Annotated in this window: 25 protein-coding genes; 16 read left to right on the top strand and 9 right to left on the bottom strand. The window is 63.7% G+C overall.

All coding sequences use genetic code 11. From position 1 onward, the window contains the following. Nucleotides 1-32 precede the first annotated feature (32 nt). From leuC to ASB57_RS10670, 4 genes are all read left to right on the top strand, one after another. Complete coding sequence (leuC, locus tag ASB57_RS10685) at nt 33-1,451, top strand: 3-isopropylmalate dehydratase large subunit (RefSeq protein WP_057652217.1); 1,419 nt, start codon at nt 33-35, stop codon at nt 1,449-1,451. Then, entirely contained in the window at nt 1,444-2,085 is a 642-nt protein-coding gene (leuD, locus tag ASB57_RS10680; protein ID WP_057652216.1) for a 3-isopropylmalate dehydratase small subunit, read from the top strand. Before leuC ends, leuD begins: the two co-directional genes overlap by 8 nt. 51 nt (nt 2,086-2,136) lie before the next feature. Then, nucleotides 2,137-3,033, top strand: a complete 897-nt coding sequence (locus tag ASB57_RS10675; RefSeq protein ID WP_057652215.1) for a LysR family transcriptional regulator — start codon at nt 2,137-2,139, stop codon at nt 3,031-3,033. Nucleotides 3,034-3,208: 175 nt separating this feature from the next. After that, nucleotides 3,209-4,501 carry an NAD(P)/FAD-dependent oxidoreductase gene (locus ASB57_RS10670; RefSeq protein WP_057652214.1) on the top strand — a complete coding sequence of 431 codons (1,293 nt, stop codon included), beginning with the start codon at nt 3,209-3,211 and terminating at the stop codon, nt 4,499-4,501. A gap of 7 nt (nt 4,502-4,508) precedes the next feature. Here ASB57_RS10670 and umoC read toward each other — a convergent pair whose 3' ends face one another. After that, nucleotides 4,509-4,988 carry a lysozyme inhibitor LprI family protein gene (gene umoC / locus ASB57_RS10665; protein WP_057652213.1) on the bottom strand — a complete coding sequence of 160 codons (480 nt, stop codon included), beginning with the start codon at nt 4,986-4,988 and terminating at the stop codon, nt 4,509-4,511. Nucleotides 4,989-5,167: 179 nt separating this feature from the next. Continuing rightward, nucleotides 5,168-6,163 carry an aldo/keto reductase gene (locus tag ASB57_RS10660; protein ID WP_057652212.1) on the bottom strand — a complete coding sequence of 332 codons (996 nt, stop codon included), beginning with the start codon at nt 6,161-6,163 and terminating at the stop codon, nt 5,168-5,170. A 103-nt stretch (nt 6,164-6,266) separates the two neighbouring features. Here ASB57_RS10660 and ASB57_RS10655 point away from each other — a divergent pair, with 103 nt between their 5' ends. After that, on the top strand, nt 6,267-7,157 hold the full coding sequence (locus ASB57_RS10655) for a LysR family transcriptional regulator (protein WP_057652211.1): 891 nt from the start codon (nt 6,267-6,269) through the stop codon (nt 7,155-7,157). A gap of 46 nt (nt 7,158-7,203) precedes the next feature. Here ASB57_RS10655 and ASB57_RS10650 read toward each other — a convergent pair whose 3' ends face one another. Next, nucleotides 7,204-8,196, bottom strand: a complete 993-nt coding sequence (locus ASB57_RS10650) for a tripartite tricarboxylate transporter substrate binding protein (RefSeq protein WP_057652210.1) — start codon at nt 8,194-8,196, stop codon at nt 7,204-7,206. Between the two features lie 73 nt (nt 8,197-8,269). Next, nucleotides 8,270-9,112, bottom strand: a complete 843-nt coding sequence (locus ASB57_RS10645) for a TauD/TfdA family dioxygenase (protein WP_156414122.1) — start codon at nt 9,110-9,112, stop codon at nt 8,270-8,272. 184 nt (nt 9,113-9,296) lie between these two features. Here ASB57_RS10645 and ASB57_RS10640 point away from each other — a divergent pair, with 184 nt between their 5' ends. Beyond that, entirely contained in the window at nt 9,297-10,049 is a 753-nt protein-coding gene (locus tag ASB57_RS10640; RefSeq protein WP_057652208.1) for an IclR family transcriptional regulator, read from the top strand. A 65-nt stretch (nt 10,050-10,114) separates the two neighbouring features. Here ASB57_RS10640 and ASB57_RS10635 read toward each other — a convergent pair whose 3' ends face one another. Further along, a complete protein-coding gene (locus ASB57_RS10635) occupies nt 10,115-10,864 on the bottom strand; it encodes an SDR family NAD(P)-dependent oxidoreductase (protein ID WP_057652207.1) in 750 nt (249 codons plus the stop codon). A gap of 158 nt (nt 10,865-11,022) precedes the next feature. Here ASB57_RS10635 and ASB57_RS10630 point away from each other — a divergent pair, with 158 nt between their 5' ends. Further along, nucleotides 11,023-11,928 carry a LysR family transcriptional regulator gene (locus ASB57_RS10630; RefSeq protein ID WP_057652206.1) on the top strand — a complete coding sequence of 302 codons (906 nt, stop codon included), beginning with the start codon at nt 11,023-11,025 and terminating at the stop codon, nt 11,926-11,928. Nucleotides 11,929-12,013: 85 nt separating this feature from the next. Here ASB57_RS10630 and ASB57_RS10625 read toward each other — a convergent pair whose 3' ends face one another. Further along, nucleotides 12,014-12,763: a 2OG-Fe(II) oxygenase gene (locus tag ASB57_RS10625; RefSeq protein WP_231755390.1), complete on the bottom strand. Its 750-nt coding sequence runs from the start codon at nt 12,761-12,763 to the stop codon at nt 12,014-12,016. A 313-nt stretch (nt 12,764-13,076) separates the two neighbouring features. Here ASB57_RS10625 and ASB57_RS10620 point away from each other — a divergent pair, with 313 nt between their 5' ends. The 4 genes from ASB57_RS10620 to ASB57_RS10605 all read left to right on the top strand — a co-directional run bounded on the left by ASB57_RS10620 (nt 13,077) and on the right by ASB57_RS10605 (nt 16,110). Beyond that, nucleotides 13,077-13,829, top strand: a complete 753-nt coding sequence (locus tag ASB57_RS10620) for an amino acid ABC transporter permease (RefSeq protein WP_057652204.1) — start codon at nt 13,077-13,079, stop codon at nt 13,827-13,829. Continuing rightward, entirely contained in the window at nt 13,826-14,479 is a 654-nt protein-coding gene (locus ASB57_RS10615) for an amino acid ABC transporter permease (protein WP_057652203.1), read from the top strand. The genes ASB57_RS10620 and ASB57_RS10615 overlap by 4 nt, the downstream gene beginning before the upstream one ends. Beyond that, the gene (locus tag ASB57_RS10610; RefSeq protein ID WP_057652202.1) at nt 14,463-15,191 is read left to right on the top strand and encodes an amino acid ABC transporter ATP-binding protein; all 729 of its coding nucleotides are present in this window, start codon (nt 14,463-14,465) and stop codon (nt 15,189-15,191) included. The genes ASB57_RS10615 and ASB57_RS10610 overlap by 17 nt, the downstream gene beginning before the upstream one ends. A gap of 121 nt (nt 15,192-15,312) precedes the next feature. Next, entirely contained in the window at nt 15,313-16,110 is a 798-nt protein-coding gene (locus tag ASB57_RS10605) for a transporter substrate-binding domain-containing protein (protein WP_057652201.1), read from the top strand. Nucleotides 16,111-16,188: 78 nt separating this feature from the next. Here ASB57_RS10605 and ASB57_RS10600 read toward each other — a convergent pair whose 3' ends face one another. After that, nucleotides 16,189-16,623 (bottom strand): I78 family peptidase inhibitor, encoded by a 435-nt coding sequence (locus ASB57_RS10600; RefSeq protein ID WP_057652200.1) that lies wholly within the window; start codon nt 16,621-16,623, stop codon nt 16,189-16,191. 100 nt (nt 16,624-16,723) lie between these two features. Then, the gene (locus ASB57_RS10595) at nt 16,724-18,202 is read right to left on the bottom strand and encodes an MFS transporter (RefSeq protein WP_156414370.1); all 1,479 of its coding nucleotides are present in this window, start codon (nt 18,200-18,202) and stop codon (nt 16,724-16,726) included. Between the two features lie 207 nt (nt 18,203-18,409). Between ASB57_RS10595 and ASB57_RS10590 the strand changes: the two genes are divergently transcribed. From ASB57_RS10590 to ASB57_RS10580, 3 genes are all read left to right on the top strand, one after another. Then, nucleotides 18,410-19,309 (top strand): LysR family transcriptional regulator, encoded by a 900-nt coding sequence (locus ASB57_RS10590; protein WP_057652199.1) that lies wholly within the window; start codon nt 18,410-18,412, stop codon nt 19,307-19,309. A 123-nt stretch (nt 19,310-19,432) separates the two neighbouring features. Beyond that, nucleotides 19,433-20,383 (top strand): alpha/beta hydrolase, encoded by a 951-nt coding sequence (locus ASB57_RS10585; RefSeq protein WP_082621518.1) that lies wholly within the window; start codon nt 19,433-19,435, stop codon nt 20,381-20,383. Between the two features lie 106 nt (nt 20,384-20,489). Further along, a complete protein-coding gene (locus tag ASB57_RS10580) occupies nt 20,490-21,485 on the top strand; it encodes a tripartite tricarboxylate transporter substrate binding protein (protein WP_057652198.1) in 996 nt (331 codons plus the stop codon). A gap of 4 nt (nt 21,486-21,489) precedes the next feature. On the opposite strand, the gene ASB57_RS10575 is transcribed toward ASB57_RS10580, so the two are convergent. Further along, nucleotides 21,490-21,825 carry a co-chaperone YbbN gene (locus tag ASB57_RS10575; RefSeq protein WP_057652197.1) on the bottom strand — a complete coding sequence of 112 codons (336 nt, stop codon included), beginning with the start codon at nt 21,823-21,825 and terminating at the stop codon, nt 21,490-21,492. Nucleotides 21,826-21,986: 161 nt separating this feature from the next. On the opposite strand from ASB57_RS10575, the gene ASB57_RS10570 reads away from it, so the two are divergent. Next, nucleotides 21,987-22,280 carry a hypothetical protein gene (locus tag ASB57_RS10570; protein WP_057652196.1) on the top strand — a complete coding sequence of 98 codons (294 nt, stop codon included), beginning with the start codon at nt 21,987-21,989 and terminating at the stop codon, nt 22,278-22,280. Then, complete coding sequence (locus ASB57_RS10565) at nt 22,277-23,164, top strand: DUF72 domain-containing protein (protein WP_057652195.1); 888 nt, start codon at nt 22,277-22,279, stop codon at nt 23,162-23,164. The genes ASB57_RS10570 and ASB57_RS10565 overlap by 4 nt, the downstream gene beginning before the upstream one ends. Nucleotides 23,165-23,278: the final 114 nt, after the last annotated feature.

Raw genomic sequence — 23,278 nt, 5'->3', positions numbered from 1 at the left:
CATTGACCTCTACCTCTTTTCCCGGGTGTTTCATGTTCCCACGTACTTTCTACCAGAAGCTCATCGACTCACACACGGTCGCCAAGCTGGACGAGCAAAACATCTTGCTCTTCTGCGACCTGCATCTGATGAATGAGTACACCAGCCCTCAAGCCTTCGCGGGACTTTATGAGGAAAAACGCGGTGTACCCATGCCCGGGCAGAACGTGGCGGTCGTCAGCCACATCATTCCCACCCATCCCGGCAAGATGCGCGTCATTGCCGATCCTCCCTCCGCACTGCAGGCCACTTATTTAAAAAAGAACTGCGACACCTTCGGCATCCCGCTATTCGATACGAACGACGCGCTGCAGGGTATCGAGCACGTCGTGGCACCCGAGCATGGGATGATCCGGCCCGGCATGGTTGTCATCTGCGGCGATAGCCACACGACGACCTACGGCGCGCTGGGTGCTCTGGGCTTCGGGATCGGAACGACGGAAGTGGAGCATGTCCTGGCGACCCAGACGCTCGTCTACCGGGTCGCGAAGACCATGCTCATTCGCGTCGACGGCCGCCTGTCGGAAGGCGTCACCGCCAAGGACCTGGTGCTGGCCATCATCGGCCACATCGGTGCGCGTGGCGCATTGGGATATGTCGTCGAATATAGCGGCAGCGCGATCGAAGCCTTGTCCATCGAGGCGCGCTTCACGCTGTGCAATATGATCGTCGAGGCGGGCGCGCGTGGCGCCCTGATCGCACCTGATAAAAAAGCCATCGATTACGTCATGGCGCGCGCGCCGGACATTGCGGAGACCTGGCGCGAAGCCGCCCTGGATGCCTGGCGCGACTTGCGGACGGATAGCGGCGCGACGTTCGATGCGGTTCATTCTTTCGATGCGGCATTGATTGCGCCGCAAGTGACTTGGGGAACCAGTCCAGATCAGGTGGTGGCCATCGACGCAAGCTTGCCGCGAATCGATGATCTGGAAGAGGGCGTGGTGCGGGCGAGCGGTGTGCGTGCCATGGCCTATACAAAGTTGACGCAGGGAGAGGCGATCGAGGGTGTCCCCATCCAGCACGTCTTCATAGGATCCTGTACCAACGGTCGCATCGAAGATCTGCGAGCCGCGGCAGCCGTCATTCATGGCCGACACGTCGCGCAAGGCGTTCGAGCCATGGTCGTGCCGGGTTCCGGTTCGGTTAAGGCGGCCGCGGAAGCCGAGGGCCTGGATGCCGCGTTCATCGCGGCGGGATTCGAATGGCGCAACGCCGGGTGCTCGATGTGCCTGGCGATGAACGACGATGTTTTGGCCGATGGCGTGCGATGCGCGTCGACCACCAATAGAAACTTCGAAGGCCGACAAGGACGCGGCGCCATTACCCACTTGATGAGCCCGGCGATGGCCGCCGCTGCCGCGGTCACGGGGAAAATTACCGACGTGCGCCGGCTGGAGATAAACCATGGTTGATGTAAGAACGATCGAAGGGCGCGCCGCGCCGCTACCCATCGAAAACCTGGATACGGACCAGATCATGCCCAAGCAGTTTCTGCGCGGCATCGACAAGTCCGGGCTGACGCAGGGGCTCCTGCATGACTTGCGCTTTGACAGGGAAGGGAATCCGGAGCGTGATTTCGTGCTCAATCGCCCGGAGTACGAAAATGCGTCCATCCTGATCGGCGCGTCGAACTTCGGCTGCGGGTCCAGTCGGGAACACGCCGTCTGGGGGCTCTTGCAGTACGGGTTCAGGGCGGTGATCGCGCCCAGCTTCGCGGAGATCTTCTTTTCCAATGCGATGAATAATCGGCTGTTGCTGGTCGCATTGCCGGCGGAGCAGATCGCGCGCCTGATGGAGGACGCCAACGATCCAGCCAATAATCAGGTCGTGATCGACGTGCAGGCTCAGACGCTACGCAGCCAAAGCGTGAATGCGACCTTCGATATGCACCCGCGCCATCGGAAGATGTTCCTGGAGGGCCTGGATAACATCGGCTTGTCATTGACCTACCAGGACGATATTCGCAGCTTTGCGAACGATCACTGGCGTCGTCAACCGTGGCTCAAGGACGTCGCGGCGCTGACGAGAAAGCGGCTGGACGCCTGATCGCGCACCAGCCCGGGCATCCAGGCTCCCGGGGCGGGGTATCATCCCCCCATGAAAACCACCCTGGACGAAATGCAGACGTTTATCGCGGTCGTGGACGCGGGTTCCATTACCGCGGCCGCCGAGCGTCTGGGGCAGACCGTGTCGGCGGTCAGCCGCACCTTGGGACGTCTGGAGCAGAAGCTGGAGACCACGCTGCTGCATCGGACGACCCGGCGGCTGGCGCTGACCGAAGAAGGCAAGCTGCTGCTGGGCGAAGCGCGCCGCGTGGTGGAGTCGGTCGAGGCTATCGAAGAACAGATGGCCTTGCGCCGCCAGCAGCCTGCCGGCTTGCTGCGCGTCGATGCCGCTTCCCCCTTCATGCTGCATGTCATCGTGCCGCTGGTGGGCGAGTTCCGCCGGCAATATCCGCAGATCGAACTGGCGCTGCATTCGACCGACACCATCATCGACTTGCTCGAACAACGTACCGATATCGCCATCCGTATCGGTACCTTGCGCGACTCGACCCTGCACGCCCGCCCGCTGGGCACCACACCCTTGCGCATCCTGGCCAGTCCGGCTTACCTGGCCGAGCACGGCAAGCCGCGCAGCGCGGAGGATCTGGTCCGCCACAGCCTGCTGGGATTCAGTGAACCAGAATCACTCAATCACTGGCCCGTGCGTCATTCGCTGGGCGATAGCCTGCACATCCGCCCCCAGGTGATGGCCTCCAGCGGCGAAACCTTGCGCCAGTTGGCCCTGGCCGGCGAGGGGCTGGTCTGCATGGCCGATTTCATGACCAACGAAGATCGTCGTCGCGGCGATCTGGTTCAGGTGCTGGCGCGCGACACTGTCGACGTGCGTCAGCCCATCCATGCGGTCTACTATCGCAACACCCAGCTGGCGGCGCGGATCGCCTGTTTTCTCGATTACGTGGCTGAACGGTTACGCGGCGAGCGGAAGTGATTTGGGAAAGAAGCGGGTCGGTGAACCCCGTTTTTGCAGTGCAGCAAAGTAGCGTATCCTTGCGAGTTACGGTCTTGCGTTTTTACCCAGAAATACACGACTGATCCTATAAGGCCGCCGGTATCCACCTGTGCTCGAACCGAGTGGCCGTTCTTGCATCAAGGAAATACCTATCATGAGCGACTCTGCCCCTGCTTCTTCCCCTCCAACCAGGGCCGCGACCGGCCGTCATCGCGTCGTCGTCGTGGGCGGCGGTTTCGGTGGCCTCGAAGCCATCAACAAGCTGAAGGGAGCGGACGTCGACATCACGTTGATCGACCGGCGCAACCACCACCTGTTCCAACCTTTGCTGTACCAGGTTGCCACCGCGTCGCTGTCGACGTCGGAAATCGCCTGGCCCATCCGCTATCTGCTGCGCGATCGGCCCGAGGTCAGCACGCTGCTGGCGACGGTTACCGGGGTCGACAAAGTGAAGCGCGAAGTGCTGTTGGAAGACGGTGGCAGGATTCCCTATGACTCGCTCGTGCTGGCTACCGGCGCGCGCCACGCCTATTTCGGCCACGACGACTGGATGCCTCACGCCCCGGGCCTGAAAACCCTGGAAGACGCCACGATGATCCGGCGCCGCATCCTGCTGGCCTTCGAGCACGCGGAACGGGAGACCGATCCTCGCCGCCAGGCCGCCTTGTTGACCTTCGTGGTCATCGGCGGCGGGCCCACCGGGGTTGAACTGGCCGGCACCATCGCTGAAATGGCGCACGTCACCTTGCCGCCGGATTTCCGCAATATCGATACGCGGCGCGCGCGCGTGCTGCTGATTGAGGGCGGCCAGCGCTTGCTCAGCGCGTTCGATCCGTCCTTGTCGGATTATGCGAAGAAGGCCCTGGAGAAACTGGGCGTCGAAGTGATGCTGGGGCAGTCCGTGTCCGAGTGCTCGGCGGAGGGCGTGGTGTTTGGCGATACCCGTCTGGAAGCCGACACGGTGCTGTGGGGCGCCGGGGTGCGCGCTTCGCCGGCGGCGGAGTGGCTGGGTGTCCCGGCGGATCGCGCTGGGCGCGTATTGGTCGAGCCGGACCTCACCGTGCCTGGCCATCCGGAAATCTACGCTGTGGGTGATACCGTCAGCATCGCCGGGCCGGATGGCACGCCGGTGCCCGGCATCGCGCCGGCCGCAAAGCAGCAGGGGCGTTATGTGGGCGCGTCCATCAAGGAGCGCCTGCGTGGCACGTCGTCACCGGCGCCGTTCCGCTACAAGCACAGCGGCAATCTGGCGACGATAGGCAAGCGGAAAGCCGTGATCGATTTCGGTCGCATCAAGCTGCGGGGCCCGCTGGCGTGGTGGATCTGGGGCATTGCCCACATCTACTTCCTGATCGGTATGCGCAACCGCTTGAGCGTGGCGCTGAGCTGGCTGTGGATACACACCCGCGGCCAACGGAGCGCCCGCCTCATTACTCAAGGGAAGTAGGGCGCGTTCAGCTCTGCGTCAAGTCTGCCGTGCGCCAGCGCGTCAGCTTGATCATGCAAGCGGTCTGCATGTCACCCGCGCCGCTGCCGCCCATGGCGGCGGCGCCCACCCGCAAACACTCCGTCTCGCGGAATTTGACGAAAGCCTTCTGGGCCTCTTTTAACGTGGCCACGGCTTTCGATGTGCCGGATGCGTTGATGCCGCGCAGATCCTTGACCATGTCGGCATACACCTGACGCATCTGTTTGTCCGCGACATTCTGCGCGTCGCTCAGGCAACGGGCCAGCGCGATACGAGGCTTGTCGCCGATCGCATTCTGGCATTCAGTAAGAGGATCCGGAATCACCGGCCCGGGCGCGGTGACGATGGGGCCGCCCGCAAGCGCGGGCCCGGCCCCCGCAATGGCGGCCACGGCGATGAAAGCCGCTGCCGTAGCGCTGCCGACCAGCAGCCAAAGGGCTCGGGGGAAGGAAAGTCGAATGGCCATGATGCTCCTGCTCATTAGGGGGGTGTGGGACAGGGATGCCCTGGCATTGTAGGTAGATGCCACGGCGCAAGCGTTCCCTATCCGCGCCCCGAGCGGAGAATCAAGCGTACTTTTGCGTTAATGAAAGTTTTATGCGGGCATCCCCGCGCTTCCTGGCGAGGATGCCTGCCGGGCACTGCTTACTTCTGCGCCATGGCGGCCAGCGCCGCGGGATAACGGCCTCCGGAAACGTTCTCCGGCGCGAAGGTTTCGGCCAGCACGCCAAGCTCGCTTGCACTCAGCTGAACGTCCACGGCGGCGACGTTCTGTTCCAGATTGGGAATGCGCTTGGCACCGGGAATCGGAACGATGTCCTGTCCCTGTGCCAGCACCCACGCCAGCGCGACCTGCGCCGCGGTGACGCCCTTGGCGGCCGCGATGTCCTCGATCACCCGCACCAGCTTGCGATTGGCCTCGACGTGTTCCGCCTGGAAGCGCGGCAGCGTGCGGCGGAAATCACCCTTGGACAACTCATCGACGGGCGCCAGCTTGCCGGTCAGGAAGCCGCGGCCCAGCGGGCTGAAGGGCACGAAGGTGATACCCAGTTCACGGCAGGTTTCGAGCACGCCGTTGGTTTCCACGTCCCGCGTCCACAAGGAATATTCGCTTTGCAGCGCGGCGATGGGATGTACCGCGTGCGCCCGGCGCAAGGTGTCGGCCGACACCTCGGACAGGCCGATGGCGCGCACCTTGCCTTGTTCGACCAGCTTGGCCATCGCGCCTACCGTCTCCTCGACGGGCACCGCGGGGTCGACGCGATGCAGGTAGTACAAGTCGATGACGTCCGTCTGCAGGCGCTGCAAGGACGCTTCGGCGACGGCTTGGGCATTGGCCGGGCTGCCATCGGTGCCCGTCACTTCGAAGGACTCCATCTTGCCGGGGCGGAACGTGAAGCCGAATTTGGTGGCAATCACCACCTTGTCGCGCTTGCCCTCGAAAGCCTTGCCCAGCAAGGTTTCGTTGATCAGCGGTCCGTAGACTTCGGCCGTGTCGTAGAAGTTCACGCCCAGGTCCAGGGCCCGGGCCAGTGTTTCCAACGACGCCGATTCGTCCTGGGCGCCGTAGGCATGACTCAGGCCCATGCAGCCGAGACCGACGGCCGAGACCTGGAATTCTGCGAGTTTGCGCTGTTGCATCTTTGTTCTCCTGGGAAGCGGCGGTAAAGACGACATGGTAAGAACTTTTGATTGATTCGATAATCCATTTAATTCAGATTGGCTTGATCTATTGGATAGAACAATGAATCGAACCCAGACCACTCAGCTCATGGTTTTCGTCAGCGTCGCCGAGCTGGGCAGTTTCCGGCGGGCGGCCGAGCAGCTGGGCATTGCCCCGTCGGCCGTTAGCCATGCCGTTTCGGCCTTGGAGGAAAGCCTGGGCGTGCGCCTGCTGGCCCGCACCACGCGTTCGACCCGACCGACCGATGAAGGCGCGCGTCTGTTGGCGCGCGTGGCGGAGCCCTTTGCCGACATCGCCGCGGGCTTGCAGGAAGCATCCGAACACGATGGCCCGCCGTCCGGTCCTCTGCGCGTCACCATGGCGTTGTCCGTGGCGGAAGATCTGATTTTGCCGCGTGTGGCGGAATTCAGCACGCGCTATCCCTCGATCGAACTGGATATCCGGGCTGACGACAATTTCGAGGACATCATCAAGAGCGGCTGCGACGCTGGCGTGCGGCTGGGCGAAAGCCTGGAGGCCGACATGATCGCCGTGCGCGCCAGCGGGCCGCGCCGTAGCTTGATCGTTGCCACGCCCGACTATTTTTCCAGGCACCCGGCGCCCCGGCATCCGACGGATCTGGCGCAGCACAACTGCATTCGGCGCCGCTTCAGCAGCGGGCGCATCTATCGCTGGGAATTGAAGAAGGGCCGCAAGGCCTTGAACGTCGAGGTGCAAGGCAATCTGATACTGCCTCAGCAGACTTTCATGCGCCGCGCCGCGCTGGACAGCGTCGGGCTGGCCTTTCTGTTCGAGCAGAACATTGCCGCTGACCTGGAGGCGGGGCGTCTGGTTTCCGTGATGGAAGAGTGGTGCCCCTCATTCGACGGCTTCTACATCTACTACCCGTCGCGCCGGCAGATGCGGCCGGCGTTGCGGGCGTTCATACAGTTTTTTCAGGTGGGCGCGTAGGCATTGCGAGTTTAGGAAAGCGACCGCTGGCCGGCGGTCGCGCGCGCTATTCCGCCGTTATCCCCGCATCCTTGGCCACCGCCGCCCACTTGGCGATCTCCTTCACGATGAAGGCGTCGCACTGCGCTGGCGTCGTGCCGGCCGCCTCGAATCCGTGGTCTTCCATGGTCTTCGCGAAGGCGGGATCCTTGACTGTCTTCACCATCACTTCGTTAAGACGATTGATGACTGGCGCCGGCGTGCCGTTGGGGACGAACATGCCGGACCACAGGTTGGCCTGGAAGCCGGGCACGCCCGCTTCCGCGACGGTGGGCAGGTCGGGGAGCGAGGGGGAACGGTGGTCATCGCCGATGGCCAGTGCGCGCAGATGCCCGGACTTGATGTAGGGGATCGCCGACGCGGCGGCGATGAAGCCCATCTGTACGCGCCCGGCGATCATGTCGGTCAGCGCGGGTCCCGATCCCTTGTAGGGGACGGCGGTCAGTTTCAGGCCCGTCATCCTGGCGAACAGCTCCATCGGCAACTGCGACGCCTTGGAGGACGTCCCGAAATACAGCGAGTTGGGATGGCTCTTGCCGTAGTCGATCAGCTCCTTGACGCTATGCACTGGCAGGGACGGCGTGACGACCAGCACGATCTGTTGCACGGCGGTCTGGGACACGCAGCGCAAATCCTTCACGGTATCGAAAGTGATGTTCTTGTACAGAGTGGGATTGACGGCGTGTCCGCTCGACACGAAGGCCACGGTATAGCCGTTGGGTTTGGCCTGGGCCACGTACGCCGTTCCTATCATGCCGTCGGCGCCGGCACGGTTCTCCACGATGACCGACTGGCCGACGGCGGCGGACAGTTTCTGGGCCAGCAGGCGGCCCAGTTCATCGGTGCCGCCGGCGGGCGCATAGGGCACGACCATGCGGATGGGTTCGTCGGGATAATCGCCCGCCGTGGCGTTGGTGCCGGCCGCCAGGGCAGCCAGCCCCAGCAGCGTCAACATACAGGATGCGCGGCGCGACGCCGGACGCAGATTCAGTCTCTTCATTGTTCCTCCTGATTTCTCGTTTTTCTGGCGGCCGCGGCGCTGCGCGGCCTTCTGCCTGTGCCGGCAGTGATGCTCAGACGGGACGCGTGCCGCGGACCTGAACGCGGTGCATCAGCCGGCGTTGGCCGGGATAGTCATCCAGCGCCAGATGCTGACAGCAGCGGTTGTCCCAGAAGGCGATCGAGCCCGGCTCCCAGCGGAAGCGGCAGGTGAACTCGGGCCGCGTGCCGTGCTCATACAGGTAGTTCAGCAGCGGTTGGCTTTCGGCCAGCGTCATGCCCTCGAAGCGCTCGGTGTGCATGGTGTTGACGAACAGCGCCTTGCGTCCCGTATCGGGATGGGTGCGGACGACAGGATGCACGGCGGACATGGTGCCGTTTGTGTTGCCCAGGCCTTGCCCGGGCGCCAGCACATCGTCCATTTCCAGCGATGCCAGGATGCGGCTGTTGGAGTGCACGGCCTTCAGCCCGTCCAGCATGGCCTTCATGCCGTCGGACAGGGTGTCGTAGGCCAGGTACTGGTTCGCGAACATGGTGTCGCCGCCGACCGGCGGCAGCTGCCGCGCGGCCAGAACCGATCCCAGCGGCGGCACTTCCAGATGGGTGGTGTCGGAATGCCATTCCCAGCCGAAGACCAGGCCCGTCTCCGGCTTCTTGTCGATGACCAGCAGCTCCGGGAACAGGCCCGGGTGCTGCCGGTGGGGCGGCAGCACCGCCAGGTCGCCGAAGTGGCGGGCGAAGCGGGCCAGGTCGTGGTCCGACGCGTCCTGCTCCCGGAAGAAGATGACCTGGTATTGATTGAAGGCCTGCTTGACCTCCGCGATGGTCGCTGCCGGCATCTCGCCGGACAGGTCCGCGCCAAAGACCTCGGCGCCCAGGGCGCCCGACAGGGGGCGAACTCGAATGTGGGAATACATAGAACCTCGTCTCATCGATGGTTGGATAGGGTGTGCGCGACGGTTTCTGATGAACCGTTTGGGCAATTGTGCTCAGCGCTGTCGTTCAGATATATGAACGTATATTCGTATATCTGAACGTATGATAACGATCAAGTTCGCGATCCGCAATGTGCTTTAGAATTCCGCGACTTCAGGGAGCGTTATGAAAAACCCCTCCGAGACCGACGTGAAAAGCGCACGCCGTGTCGTTCAGATCTTCCAGTTGTTTGCCGAATTGCGGCAGCCGGTGCCGCTGTCTTTGGTCAGCAAGCGGCTGGAGCTTCCCAAGTCCAGTTGCCTGGCCTTGCTGAAGACGTTGGAGGCCAATGGCTACCTGTACCGTCTGAACGACGGCAAGGACTACTACCCGACGCGGCGCATCTTCAACGAGGCGCGCATCATCACGGAGAACGATCCCTTGCTATCCAGCATGGGGCCCTTGCTGCATGGCCTGCGGGTGGCCACTGGCGAGACGGTCTATCTCGCCAAGCGCGAGGGCCATCTGTCGCACTACGTCGAGGTGGTCGAGTCGGACCAGCCCTTGCGCTATGCGGCGTCTGTCGGTGAGAAGCGCCAGTTGCATATCGGCGCCGCGGGGCAATGCCTGCTCGCGGCCATGCCCGACGACGAGCGGGATGCGCTGATCGACGAACTTGAACTGACCAAATTCTCCGCCCACACCATCACCAGTGCGGCCAAGCTGAAGAAGACCCTGGCCGAGGGCCAGGCGCGCGGATGGTACCTATCGGTAGGCGGCTACCAGTCGGGCGTCGCGTCCATCGGTGGCTACGTGTGGATCAACGGCGAGCCCTATGCCATCGTCGTGGCGGGTCCGACGGAGCGCATCGTCGACAACGAACAGTCCATCGGCCGCGCCGTCGCGGCGCTCTGCAAGAAGGTGACGCAGCAGCGCTGATGCGCTCAGCGCTGCGGGCGTTCATGCCATTTCGAGGACTACCCGCTCCGCCGCTCGCGCGGTCATCAGGCGGTCTGGCCCCCATCGACGTTAAGCGTGGCGCCTGTGATGTATGAGGCCTCGGGGCCAGCGAGGAAAGAAACGGCCGCGGCGATGTCTTCCGGCTGGCCGTAACGTCCCAGCGCTGCCAGGCCTGCGAGGAACGGCGCGTGGGCGGCCGTTTCAGGGTTCATCTCGGTATTGATCGCCCCAGGCTGGATGACATTCACGGTGATATTGCGGGGTCCCAGGTCCCGCGCCCAGCCTCGGCTGTACGCAGCCACTGCCGCTTTGGTCGCGACATAATCCGCGGCGCCCGGGAATGGCACGTGGTCAGCGCCTGTCGTACCCAGGGAGATGATTCTTCCGCCGTCGTTCATCAGCCCGACCGCGGTGCGCACTGCGGTTACCACGCCCCCGACGTTTACGGCTTGCTGGCGATCGAAAGCCGCGATGTCGGCATCCGGGGCGCCGACGGGGCCAGTGACGAAAACGCCGGCGCTATTGACCAGGATATCCAGGCGACCGAAGTGCTGATGAACGTGTTTCACCAACGCGGTCACTTGCGCGGTATCGCCCTGGTCGGCTTGAACGGCAAGCGCCTGAACGCCGTGGCGCTCGATGTCGGCGACGACATTTTGGGCTTGCTCGGGCGATCTCGCATAGCTGAACGCGACATGAGCGCCGTCAGCGGCGAGACGTTTTGCGATGGCGGCACCAATGCCGCGAGAGCCGCCCGTTACCAGCGCCACCTTGCCTTGCAGTTGCTTAGTCATTTGTCTGATCTCCGTTTGAGCCAACCGGAATGGCTGGCTTGTCAGTGAGCTCACTGTATAAGACGGCTATCGCGTGATAAATAGGCTAAAAACTACAGCACTATTCCCAAATTCGGGCTAATGTCGGGTGTCGCCGATCTTGGTGGGCAAGGCACAACATGGATTACTTCACAGCGGTAAAAGCATTCATCCGAGTGGTGGAAGCAGGAAGCTTCGTCAAGGCAGCGCAGACCCTGGATCTTCCACGCAATACCGTCACCAAACATATTCAGTCATTGGAGAGCCATCTGCGGGTGAAGCTCCTCAATCGCACGACACGCCGTATCTCGCTCACAAACGATGGCACGGCGTATTACGAACGCATGGTGCGGGTGGTGGATCAATGGCTGGAAGCAGAGTCGGATCTGGTCAGCGTCCAGGCGCGGCCCCACGGTCGTTTGCGGGTGGACATGGGTGCGACCATGGCGACGATGCTGGTCCTGCCTGCATTGCCGGAATTCCAAAGGCGCTATCCGGGCCTGCAATTGGATATCGGCGTGAGCGACAGGCCCGTGGACTTGGTCGGAGATCGGGTCGACTGCGTGATTCGCGGCGGCACGTTGAGCGACCCGTCGCTGATTGCCAGGCGCCTGGGCAAGCTCGCGTTCGTCACCTGCGCGACGCCGGACTACCTGGCCGCACATGGGACGCCGCTGCACCCCAGCGATCTGGAAACGAACCATCAGATGGTCCGTTATTTTTTCGCTGGCACCCAGCGGCGCTTGCCGGTGGAATTTACCAGGGCGGATGAGCGCATCACGGTCAATGCGAGCTACTTTGTGTCGGTGAACGACACCAACGCCTTGCTCGCTGCCGCGCTGGCGGGGATGGGCGTGCTACAGACGCCGATGTTCATGGCCGAGCCCTATTTGAAGTCGGGCGCCTTGATTCGACTGCTGGAGGACTGGTCGCTGGAGCCGAATTCGATCTACATCGTGTATTCGCCCAATCGGCATTTGAGTGCGCGCGTGAGGGTATTCGTGGAGTGGCTAGTCGAGCTCTTCGAAGCGAAGGGATTGCGCTGACGCTGTCCGTGGACAAGGCCATCAGCTATTGCGCGCGCGAAGACTGCAGGTACTTGCTGAATGTGCTCCACGCCTGAGTGGGCGTTCATACAGCATCATGAAAAATAATTCCCAGCGTGTGCCGCCGCCCCCCACGCAAGCGGCTCACGCCGTGGCGCAGCTTCACGCGGTAGTCGCCGCGTGTGCCTTGTAGCGGGCGTTCGTTGACGGCGAATACGACGGCGTCGCCTTGGCGCAGGTCGACCACTTCCACGCGCGATTGTTGGCGCGGCCGCTGTTCGGTCAGCACGAACTCGCCGCCTTCGAAATCACGCCCCGGCTCCGACAACAGGATGGCCACCTGCAAGGGAAAAACGTGCTCCCCGTAGAGGTCCTGGTGCAGGCAGTTGTAGTCGTCCGTGTCGTAGCGCAGGATCAGCGGCGTGGGCCGGGTCTGGCCCGCGGCATGGCAGGCGTTCAGAAAATCCGCGTGCGCGGCCGGGTAGCGCACCGCGCTGCCCATGCGCGCGTTCCACGCGTTGGCGATATCCACCAGCCGCGGATAGAAGGCGGCACGCAGCGTCGCGATAAGGTCGGGCAGGGGATAGGCAAAGTAGCGATACTCGCCGCGGCCGAAACCGTGCCGCTGCATCACCACGCGGCTGCGGTATCGCGGTTGATCCGCCGGGCCGCTGTCGTCGTACGCGGCACTTAACGCGTCGCAGTCCGCGCGTGACAGCAGACCGTCGATGGTGGAACAGCCGCGCGCATCGAGATCCCGCGCCAGAGTGGCTTGATCCAGGCGGTCGAGGCGCTCCAGGCGGTCGGCAATGGGAGAGGGGGGAGAGAGATACATGGCCGTCATTGTGCATGCGACGTAATGCGATAAAGCTCCGCTTCTTGCGAACACGCCAGCCCCGGACACCGCGCCGATTGCAACCCAGTGCGTTGCCGCGCAGGCCCTGCAAAACACCGCCTGCCCAGAAGATTCATCCGTCATCCTACGACGACATCCCTATCGCCGCAGCACCGCCGCCGTCAGTTTCGCGCAAGCTATGAAAATGTAGGGATTGCGGGCATGTACGTCGTCGTACCTCGGTGATATAGTCCGCCAAAACATCAGGCCGGCGCCCCCCGAGTAGACCGGCCGATAAGGACGAGACAGCACCATGGGCTTTTCCCTGCACTTCGGCAGTCTGTTGCCGTACTGGCCCGTCTTCCTGATGGGCGCGTGGCTGACGCTCAAGATGACCGCGGTGGCGATCTTCTTCGGCACCATCCTGGGCACGCTGGTGGCCTTCGCCAAGCGCAGCCGCTACCGCGTGTTGGCGCGCATCTGCTCGGTCTATATCGAGGCCGTGCGCAATACGCCTTTCCTGGTCCAGATCTTCATCCTGTTCTTCGGCCTGGCCAGCATCGGCATCCGCATGCCTACTTTCGTCGCGGCCGTGCTGGCCATGACGATCAATATCGGCGCCTATGCGGCGGAGATCATCCGCGCCGGCCTGGAAGCCGTGCCGCGCGGGCAGATCGAAGCCGCGGAGTGCCTGGGCCTGTCGCGCTGGCGCATCGGCTGGCACGTCATGCTGCAACCCGCCATCGAAAAGGTCTACCCCGCCTTGACCGGGCAATTCCTGCTGATGATGCAGGCGTCCGCCGTCGCGTCGCAGATCGCGGCCGAAGAGCTGACCGCCATCGCCAATACCGTGCAGTCGGACACCTTCCGCTCCCTCGAAACCTATATCGTGGTGGCGGCGCTTTATCTGATCCTGTCCCTGGTGATCAAGCTGCTGGCGTGGGCCGTGGGCGAGTACGCCTTCAAGCGTCGCCGGGTCATCCGCCGGGCGGCGCTGCAAGCGGGCAAGCGGGTGCCGCGGCGGGTTGGCTCGACCACGTCGACGATCAAGCGGGGAGCGGCATGATGGGCGGATTTTCCACGGCACACCTGCTGTATCTGGTGCAGTCGATAGGCTGGACGCTGGTGCTGTCGGCGCTGGCTTTCGTGCTGGGCGCGATCGGCGGCTTCGGCGTGATGCTCGCGCGCATCTCGCCGCGCCGCTGGCTCAGCCGCATCGCACTGGTCTATATCGAAGTGATCCAGGGCATACCGCTGCTGATCCTGCTGTTCATCGTCTACTACGGCTTGTCGGTCTACGGCTACGAAGTACCGGCCCTGGTGGCCGCTGGCCTGGCCCTGATGGTCTACAGCAGCGCCTATCTGGGCGACATCTGGCGCGGTTGCGTCGAAGCCATGCCCAAGCCGCAATGGGAAGCGTCCGAGTGCCTGGCGATGACCCGCTGGCAGACCTTGCGCCTGGTCATCATCCCGCAGGCGGTGCGCCTGGGCCTGCCGTCCACGGTCGGCTTCCTGGTGCAACTGATCAAGATGACCTCGCTGGCGTCGGTGATCGGCTTCATCGAACTGACGCGGGCCGGCCAGATCATCAACAACTCCCTGTTCGAACCCTTCCTGATCTTCGGCCTCGTCGGAGTGTTTTATTTCGTCCTGTGCTACCCGCTGTCGCGCTGGAGCCAATCGCTGGAGAACAAGCTGAATGTCGGCAATCGTTAAGCTGGACGGGGTTCACAAGAGCTTCGGCAGCAACCAGGTACTGCAAGGGGTGTCCTTCGAAGTGTCGAAGGGCGAGATGATCGCCATCATCGGCGCCAGCGGTTCGGGCAAGAGCACTGCGCTGCGCTGCATCGACCGGCTGGAAACCATCGACGATGGCTCCATCGAGGTCTGCGGCATCCGCGTCGACGATCCCCAGGTCAATCTGCGGCAGTTGCGCCTGGAGGTGGGCATCGTCTTCCAGAGCTACAACCTGTTCGCCCATCTTTCCGTCCAGGAAAACATCATGCTGGCGCTGCGCCACGTGAAGAAAATGGACAGGGAGGAAGCGCGCGGCATCGCCATGAAGGTACTGGACCAGGTGGGTCTGGCGAACAAGGCGGATGCCTACCCGGAACAACTGTCCGGCGGCCAGCAGCAGCGCGTCGCCATCGCCCGTTCGCTGGCGATGTCGCCCAAGGTCATGCTGTTCGACGAAGTGACGTCGGCGCTGGACCCGCAGCTGACCGGCGAAGTGTTGCGGGTCATGGAAGACTTGGCGGCGGGCGGCATGACGATGCTGCTGGTGACGCACGAAATGGCCTTCGCCAAGCGTCTGGCCGATCGCATCATTTATATGCATCAAGGCAAGGTTTGGGAAGTAGGCGAGGGTGCCATGCTGGACGCGCCCGCCACGCCTGAACTTCGGACGTTCCTGCAGAACGGTTTGTAGCAAGGCAGCATTTGCGAATCCTGATTATTGAAACGCAGCACCCAAGAATCATTACCCAAACGTCATTACCGAAGAGCCTTTACCCAAGAGCCATTACCAAAGAGCAAAAGAGGAGACAACCTTGAAATTGAATCGATTCTTCCTGCGTGCCTGCGTCGGCGCCGTATTGCTGGCCGGAACCGCGCATGCGGCCTTGGCCGATCAACTGGACGACATCAAGAAGGCGGGCAAGATCCGCGTGGCCATCGCGATGGGCACGCCCTTGTTCAGCTATGTCGACGACAAGCTGGAGCCGGTCGGTTCGGACGTCGATACCGCCAAGGCCGTGGCCAAGGACCTCGGCGTCAAACTGGAGATCGTTCAGATCACCAATGCCGCCCGGGTGCCGACCCTGCAGGCCAAGCGCGCGGACCTGGTCATCGCCGACCTGTCGATCACCCCGGAGCGGGCGCAAGTGGTCGACTTCTCGGTGCCGTACGCGGTGATCTCGCTGATCGTGGGCGCGCCCAAGGACATCAAGATCAAGGGCTACGAAGACCTCAACGGCAAGCGCATCGGTTTGACGCGAGCCACGGTCAACGATTCCATCACCACGCAACTGGCCAAGGGCGCCGACATCCAGCGCTACGAGGACGACGCCACCCTGATCACGTCCATGGTCACCGGTCAGATCGACATCTTCTCCAGCACGCCGTCCAATCTGGCGGAAATGCAGAAGCGCGCGCCCAAGCGCAACCTCGAAATGAAGTTCGAGCAGAAGGACTTCGATCTGGGGATTGCGTTGCAGAAAGACCAGCCGGCGTTGAAGGACTGGGTCAATAAATGGGTGGTTACGAATATGAAGAATGGCAATCTGAATGCCATCTACAAGAAGTACCATGGCCGCGACCTGCCGACCCGAATCACGGATGTGAAGTAGTACTTGGGCGGTGGATACCCCGCGACAGGGTATCCGCCGCATACGGGCTGGATCAGCAGACCCAGCCTGCTCCCCGGTTTAGCCGCAGCGCAGTGCGGTCAGGGCGTTGTTCTTGTCAGTGATCAGGTTGATTCGGGTGGGATCGTATTCCATGGTCATGACCTGACCCGGCTTCAGGATCCGCACCTTCGCGGAGTGCGACCCGGTACGGGCCTGTTCCGTCGTGTCATTCGTCAGCGTCTTGCCGAGCAGGCTTTGCACCGGCTGGGCATCGCAATTCGTGCCCGAACCGAAGGCACTGCCGCCGCCATAGCCGCCGGCCGAGCTGCCGCCGCTGTAGCTGCCCGAACCCCCGCTGCTGCCACCGCTATAGCTGCCGGAGCTACTCCCGCTATCCGCGGAGCTGCTGCTGGTGCTGCTGCTCGACGACCCGCTGGTCGACGAGATATTGTCGTTGTGGGCGCAGGCGGTCAGACCGGCGAGTAGAAAAACGGCGGAAAACTTCCAATTCATGCATACCTCGGCTTGCGTAGACAACACGAAGCTCGATCATAGACCAAGCGCCCCCTCCTAGGGCGTCAGCCCGTACAAGTGGTCGCAACTTGATAATTTCTTACTCCGCCCCGAGGGGCGTGGCGATCTCTTCCAGAGGTTTGCGTTCGGCGTCCACGCCGTGGCGCAGGGCGATCCAGCCGGCGACCATCACCAGCACCGCCGCCGCCACATAACCGCCTGCCAGATCCGCCCGGTTGCCGCTCTCGATCAGATGGCCGAACAGGGCCGGCCCGATCACGCCGCCGACACCGGTGCCCACCGCGTAGAAAATCGAAATCGCCAGGGCGCGCGTCTCCAGGGGAAAAACTTCGCTGACGGTCAGGTACGCCGAGCTGGCGGCCGCTGACGCCAGGAAGAACACGGCCGACCAGCACAGCGCCAGGCCGTCCGCGCCCAGCCATCCGTGCATGAACACCCAGGCGGTCACGGCCAGCGCGATGCCGGAGCCGGCGTAGGTCAGGGCGATCATGCGGCGCCGTCCGACCCGGTCGAACAAGGGACCCAGGATCAGCGGCCCGAGCACATTGCCCAGCGCGAAAGGGAAGATGTACAAGGCGACGCGATCGTCCGACACGTTCATATAGCGGGTCAAAGCCAGCGCATACGTGAAGAGTATGGCGTTGTAGAAGAAGGCCTGCGACACCATCAGCGCCAGGCACACTACGCTGCGCCGCGGATACTTGCGCAGCAGCACCCGGACGATGTCCGCCAGGCCCGTGCCGGTCCGGCGCCGGAACGTGATGCTGCCGTGCGCGGGCGGCAGTTCACCGTGCTGGCCGCGTACCTTGGCTTCGATCTCGTCGATGATGCGGTGCGCTTCCTCGCCACGTCCGTGCGAGAGCAGCCAGCGGGGGCTTTCCGGGACGTCGCGCCGCACCAGCAGGATGGCCAGCGCCAGCACCGCGCCCAGGCCGAAGCCCACGCGCCAGCCGAGCTGCGGCCCCAGCACATGGGGGTCCAGCAGCACCAGGCTGACACCGGCGCCCAGCGCCGCGCCCAACCAGAAACTGCCATTGATGGCCAGGTTGACCCGGCCCCGCACGCGGGCGGGAATCAGTTCGTCGATGGCGGAATTGATGGCGGCATATTCGCCGCCTATGCCCAGACCGGTGGCGAAACGGCACACCGCGAAGAACAGGAAGTCGGTGGAAAAGGAGGTCGCCAAGGTCGCGGCCATATAGATAGCCAGCGTGATCATGAACAGCATCTTGCGCCCGAGGCGATCCGCCAGGCGGCCAAACCCCAGCGCCCCGATCACCGCGCCGGCGATATACACCGACCCCGCCCAGCCCACCTGCGTGGCCGACAGCCCCAGGGTGTCGGACCGTGACAGCACGCCGCCAAGGGAGCCGACCAGGGTCACTTCCAGGCCATCCAGCACCCAGGCCACACCCAGGGCGATGGTGACGCGCCAATGCCAGCCCGACCAGGGCAGCCGGTCAAGTCGGGCGGGGATGTCGCTGGTAATGGTGTCCGAACCCGGTTGTCCCGGCGCGGTGCGTGGAGAAAGCACGCCAGGCGGCGTAGCAGGGTTCATGCTGGAAGGAGGGGACATTGCGCCGTTTTCCTGGACACGGCCGTGGCCGCGGGTGGCCGCCGGCTGCAAGTCTCGCGCCCGTCGCGCATTCATCCGGCGCGCATCGCAAGACCGGTCCCTTGCTGCGCTAATATGGCCGCCGGCGGCATCCCGCCATCGGCACCGCGCGACCGGCGTGCGGACAGTGGACGCATCCGGGTAGACCCTATGCTCGATCTGAACGAATTCCTGACGTTTTCCGCCATCGCCGACACCAAGAGTTTTTCCCGGGCGGCGGAGAAGCTGGGCATCTCCAAGGCCCTGGCGAGCAAGCACGTGGCCGACCTGGAACAGTCCCTCGGCGTGAAACTGCTGCATCGCACGACGCGCAAGCTGGGGCTCACGCCGGCCGGCGAACTGTTCCACGAGCGGTGCCGCCAGCTGATCGCCCATGCCCACGACGCCCGCCACGAAATCGAGCAGTTCCGCAGTTCGCCGGGCGGCCACATACGCATCAGTTCCGCCATGACTTTCGGACGGCGCCACCTGTTGCCGGCCGTCGCGCGCTTCCTGTTGCGCTATCCCGAAGTGTCGGTGGATGTCGACCTGACCCAGCAATTTCCCGATCTGGTCACCGGCGGCGCCGACGTGGTCATCCGGCAAGCCGACGAGCCTGTTCTGCTGTCGCTGGTGGCAAGGCGGCTGGCGCCGATGCGCATGGTGACGTGCGCCAGCCCGGCCTATCTGGCGCGCAACCCCATGCCGCAGGTGCCCGCCGACCTGGCGACCCACAATTGCCTGGTCTATTTCGCCAATCCGCGCGGCGAGTGGATCTTCCATGGTCCCGACGGCGACCATGCGGTCAAGCCCAAGGGCAACTTCAAGGCCAACAGCGCCGATGCCGTCGTGGAGGCCGCCTTGGGTGATCTGGGCGTCGCCGTCGTGCCCACCTTCGCGGCCAGCGATGCCTTGCGCGGCGGCAAGCTGCAGCGGCTGCTGCCGGATTACAACCTGCCCGAGCGGGCCCTGTATGCCGCCTATCTGCCCAACCCCACCATGGCGCACTGCACCAAGCTTTTTGTCGATTTCCTGGTCGAGCAGTTCGGCGACACGCCTTATTGGGATTGAGCCGCGGGCGCGGGGTTTTCCCCAGGCCTGCCCGTGAACAGTCTGTTCATCGAACGCCATTGAATCGGCGTGTATCGGCGCTCAACATCGTAGGCTCCAACGCAGACGACAAGAGGTCGATACATGGCACCAGCAGCACCCGCGCACGACACCCTGGGCGGCACCAACGCCGTCACCTGGAAGGGCGGCGAGGAACATTGGACGCGGCGCGACGACGTCGACCTTTTTCTGTGGCACAAGCCGGCAGCGGCCGGCGTCCCGCACGCCGGCACGATCTTCTTCGTGCATGGATCTTCCATGGCGTCGCAGCCCACCTTCGACCTGAGCGTGCCGGGCCGGCCGGATTCTTCGGCCATGGACTGGTTCGCCGCGCGCGGCTTCGATACCTGGTGCATGGACAACGAAGGCTATGGCCGTTCCAGCAAGCATCGGCCCATCAATTCCGACATCGCCAACGGTGCGCTCGACCTGGCGGCCGGTAGCGCCTACATCCTGGAGCGAGCCAAGGACAAGCGCCTGCATCTGTACGGCATTTCTTCCGGTGCGCTGAAGGCGGCGTTGTTCGCGCAACAGCATCCGGAACGCGTCGGGCGGCTGGCCCTCGATGCCTTTGTCTGGACGGGCGAGGGCAGTCCCACCTTGGCCCAGCGCAAGCAGCGCCTGCCGGAATTCATCGCCAAGAATCGGCGGCCCATCGATCGGGCTTTCGTGCAGAGCATTTTCTCCCGCGACCATGCGGGTTGCGCGGATGACAACACCGTGTCGGCGTTCGCGGATGCCATCCTGTCGCTGGACAACTCCATGCCCACCGGCACCTATGTCGACATGTGCTCGAAGCTGCCGCTGGTGGACCCGGAAAAAATCGATCTGCCGGTGATCGTCCTGCGGGGCGAGTACGACGGTATTGCCTCGGTCGAAGACCTGCTGGCCTTCTTTGCCAAGTTGCCCAATAGTTTCAAGCAGTTCACCGTGATGCAAGGCATCTCGCATGCCAGCTTCCAGCAGAAAAACTACTACTCGGTGTATCACATCCTGCATGCGTTCTATACGCAGCCGGAGCCGGTCTATCGCTGAGGTCTGGCGCTGACGCGTTGCAGTCCATGAAGAAAACGCGAGTCCGGACCACCGGACCGCGTCCGAATGCCCACGCCGGCGTCCGGACAAAATCGAGGAGACGAGGATGCGACATTGCTTTGCGAGCGCCGTTTCTGCTGTGCTGGCCGGCAGCCTGTGGCTGGTCAACCCTGCCCTGGCGCAGGGGCCCGTGCAAAGCGGGCCTTATCCCAGCGCCCCGGTGCGCTTGATCGTGCCTTTCGCGGCGGGGGGCTTTACCGACGTGGTGGCGCGGCTGCTGGGCGAGAAACTGGGCGGCGTACTGGGCCAGCCCGTGGTGGTGGAAAACCGCGTGGGCGCGGGGTCGACCATCGGCACGGATTACGTGGCCAAGTCGCCCGCCGATGGCTACACGCTGGCCTTGATTTCGACCACCCACGTCATCGCGCCGTGGTTGTACAAGAGCTTGCCCTACGACCCCATGAAGAGTTTCGCGCCCATCACCAAGCTGGTGGACAGCCCCTATGTCCTGGTCACCAACCCGCAGAAACTACCGGCCAAGAACGTCGCGGAATTGATCGCCCTGGCCAAGGCCAAGCCGGGGCAGATCGACTATGCGTCCTCCGGCAATGGCAGCAGCCAGCATCTGGCGGGCGCGCTGTTCGCCAGCATGGCGGATGTGCAGTTGATGCATGTGCCGTATCGCGGCAGCGGCCAGGCGCTGGCGGACATCATGGGCGGACAGGTGTCGATGGGATTTCTTGGCGTGACCGCGGCCTTGCCGCAGATCCGCGCCGGGCGGCTGCGGGCGCTGGCGGTCACCACCACGCAGCGCTCGGCGGATCTGCCCGACGTCCCGACTTTGGACGAGGCCGGCGTGAAGGGCTACGAGGCGACGATCTGGCTGGGCTTGCTGGCGCCGGCCGGCACCCCGCCGGATGTTGTCCGTCGTTTGCACGACACCGCCGCCCAGGTGATGCAGACCGACGATGCGCGCAAGGCCCTGGCCACGGCGGGATTGACGCTGAGCCTGGACAGTTCGGCGCAGTTCGGTCAGTTGCTGGAAAGCGAATCCGCTAAATGGGGCAAGGTCGTGAAACAGACAGGCGCAACCGTGAATTGACCGGTTAGGGCAGGGTGGCGGGGTAGCTGTCCAGGGCCAGGGCGATCTGGCGGCGGATGTCCCACATTTGCAGGGACGCCGCGACGGCGCCGTAGAACACGCCGTCGCGGACCACGAACATCGCGGGCAGATGGAAGACTTCGTAGCGCTGCACCAGGCCGCCGTTGTCGCCAGCGTCTATCCAGCACAGGCGCTCGACCGCCAGGTCCATCTGCGGCAATTGCTCGCGCGCGATCTTGCAGTTGGCGCAGGTGCGGCTATGGAAGATGACCAGCGACAGCCCGGGGGCGTCCAGCAGGAAGCGATCGGCGGTGCCGTCGTTGAGTTCTATTTCGTCCATCCGGGGTAGATCCTTGGTTGCATCGGGAATCGGTTCGCTTCATCGAGGGGAAGCGGGCGGATTCCGGCGCGTCGACAGGACCGCATGTTAGCGCGGCTTGCCCTGCCGGCGGGCATGCTTCCTGCTGAGCATGGCGCTTCCGATCACCGCGCGTGCCATCCATGCAATCCGACAGCTTCTTTGATTCCCTTGGTAATACCATCGGCGAGGTCATTCGGACCATCGTCAGCGCCTTGAAGTACGTGTTGGGGGGCTTCGGCCATGCCATAGGCGAATTCTCCGCCGGCCTGGCCCGGGCCTTGGGGATGAACCCGACCCTGTTCAATTTCGCCTTGCTGATCCTGGGTTTGCTGCTACTCTGGGCTGCCATCAGCGCCTTGATCAGGCGGTCCTTCATCGGCTTTATTTTCTGGGTGGTGCTGGCGGTCCTGGTCCTGGGAGCTTTGATCGGATGACGACGAAACGCGCCGCGAAGAAGGGGGTATCTGCCAAAGGCAGCAAAGCCGCCAAGGCCTCCGCCGCTGGCGCGAGCAATATTCGTGTCGGCATCGGTGGCTGGAACTTCGAGCCGTGGCGCGGTGTGTTTTATCCGTCGGACCTGGCGCAGAGCCGGGAGCTCGAATACGCCAGTCAGCACGTCACGGCCATCGAAATCAACAGCACCTATTACGGGACGCAGAAAGCCACCTCATTCGCGCGCTGGCGCGATGCCACCCCGGATGATTTCATCTTCAGCCTGAAGGCCTCCCGCTACGCCACCAACCGGCGCGTGCTGGCCGATGGGGCGGACTCGATCAAGCGCTTCCTGGAAAGCGGCATTACGGAACTGGGCGCCAAGCTGGGGCCCATCCTCTGGCAGTTCGCGCCCACCAAGGTTTTCGATGCGGAGGATCTGCAAAGTTTCCTGGAATTGCTGCCGGCCACGCAGGACGGCGTACGCCTGCGGCATGTGCTGGACGTGCGGCATGACAGTTTCATCGATCCCGCTTACCTGAAGCTCGCGCGCAAGTACAAGGTTGCCACCGTCTACACCGACAACCCTGAATTCCCTTCGATTGCGGACCTCTCCACGGATTTCGTCTATGCGCGGCTGATGTGCGCCAAGGCGCGGTTGCGTGCCGGGTATCCGCCGCGGGAACTGGACGCCTGGGCAGAGCGCGCGCGCACCTGGGCGGGGGGCGGACAGCCGGAAGGGCTGCCGGGCGTGGCGTACGACGCGGCGTCTGCTCCGGCCAAGCGCCTTGCCAAGGGCCGGGAGGTCTTCATGTATTTCATCAACGGCGCCAAGGAGCGCGCCCCCGCCGGCGCCATGGCCTTGCTGGACCGACTGACGAAGTAGCCGGCTACGCCACGCGCGACCCCGGCCTGGCCCGGTCAGCCCAGGCCGAGCCACGCGTGGCCCTGCGGCCCGGACACGTCAGGCCGCAGGGGCAGGGCCGGCGAAGGCCCGGCC

The organism is Bordetella sp. N, from assembly GCF_001433395.1.
Classification (GTDB): domain Bacteria; phylum Pseudomonadota; class Gammaproteobacteria; order Burkholderiales; family Burkholderiaceae_B; genus Bordetella_C.
The sequence above is the reverse complement of the archived record's forward strand: the minus strand, read 5'-3'. Positions and strand labels throughout refer to the sequence as shown.

Coding starts and splice junctions, on each gene's coding strand:
- leuC (WP_057652217.1), top strand. CDS start 33: ATGTTCCCACGTACTTTCTACCAGAAGCTCATCGACTCACACACGGTC.
- leuD (WP_057652216.1), top strand. CDS start 1,444: ATGGTTGATGTAAGAACGATCGAAGGGCGCGCCGCGCCGCTACCCATC.
- ASB57_RS10675 (WP_057652215.1), top strand. CDS start 2,137: ATGAAAACCACCCTGGACGAAATGCAGACGTTTATCGCGGTCGTGGAC.
- ASB57_RS10670 (WP_057652214.1), top strand. CDS start 3,209: ATGAGCGACTCTGCCCCTGCTTCTTCCCCTCCAACCAGGGCCGCGACC.
- umoC (WP_057652213.1), bottom strand. CDS start 4,988: ATGGCCATTCGACTTTCCTTCCCCCGAGCCCTTTGGCTGCTGGTCGGC.
- ASB57_RS10660 (WP_057652212.1), bottom strand. CDS start 6,163: ATGCAACAGCGCAAACTCGCAGAATTCCAGGTCTCGGCCGTCGGTCTC.
- ASB57_RS10655 (WP_057652211.1), top strand. CDS start 6,267: ATGAATCGAACCCAGACCACTCAGCTCATGGTTTTCGTCAGCGTCGCC.
- ASB57_RS10650 (WP_057652210.1), bottom strand. CDS start 8,196: ATGAAGAGACTGAATCTGCGTCCGGCGTCGCGCCGCGCATCCTGTATG.
- ASB57_RS10645 (WP_156414122.1), bottom strand. CDS start 9,112: ATGTATTCCCACATTCGAGTTCGCCCCCTGTCGGGCGCCCTGGGCGCC.
- ASB57_RS10640 (WP_057652208.1), top strand. CDS start 9,297: ATGAAAAACCCCTCCGAGACCGACGTGAAAAGCGCACGCCGTGTCGTT.
- ASB57_RS10635 (WP_057652207.1), bottom strand. CDS start 10,864: ATGACTAAGCAACTGCAAGGCAAGGTGGCGCTGGTAACGGGCGGCTCT.
- ASB57_RS10630 (WP_057652206.1), top strand. CDS start 11,023: ATGGATTACTTCACAGCGGTAAAAGCATTCATCCGAGTGGTGGAAGCA.
- ASB57_RS10625 (WP_231755390.1), bottom strand. CDS start 12,763: ATGTATCTCTCTCCCCCCTCTCCCATTGCCGACCGCCTGGAGCGCCTC.
- ASB57_RS10620 (WP_057652204.1), top strand. CDS start 13,077: ATGGGCTTTTCCCTGCACTTCGGCAGTCTGTTGCCGTACTGGCCCGTC.
- ASB57_RS10615 (WP_057652203.1), top strand. CDS start 13,826: ATGATGGGCGGATTTTCCACGGCACACCTGCTGTATCTGGTGCAGTCG.
- ASB57_RS10610 (WP_057652202.1), top strand. CDS start 14,463: ATGTCGGCAATCGTTAAGCTGGACGGGGTTCACAAGAGCTTCGGCAGC.
- ASB57_RS10600 (WP_057652200.1), bottom strand. CDS start 16,623: ATGAATTGGAAGTTTTCCGCCGTTTTTCTACTCGCCGGTCTGACCGCC.
- ASB57_RS10595 (WP_156414370.1), bottom strand. CDS start 18,202: ATGAACCCTGCTACGCCGCCTGGCGTGCTTTCTCCACGCACCGCGCCG.
- ASB57_RS10590 (WP_057652199.1), top strand. CDS start 18,410: ATGCTCGATCTGAACGAATTCCTGACGTTTTCCGCCATCGCCGACACC.
- ASB57_RS10585 (WP_082621518.1), top strand. CDS start 19,433: ATGGCACCAGCAGCACCCGCGCACGACACCCTGGGCGGCACCAACGCC.
- ASB57_RS10580 (WP_057652198.1), top strand. CDS start 20,490: ATGCGACATTGCTTTGCGAGCGCCGTTTCTGCTGTGCTGGCCGGCAGC.
- ASB57_RS10575 (WP_057652197.1), bottom strand. CDS start 21,825: ATGGACGAAATAGAACTCAACGACGGCACCGCCGATCGCTTCCTGCTG.
- ASB57_RS10570 (WP_057652196.1), top strand. CDS start 21,987: ATGCAATCCGACAGCTTCTTTGATTCCCTTGGTAATACCATCGGCGAG.
- ASB57_RS10565 (WP_057652195.1), top strand. CDS start 22,277: ATGACGACGAAACGCGCCGCGAAGAAGGGGGTATCTGCCAAAGGCAGC.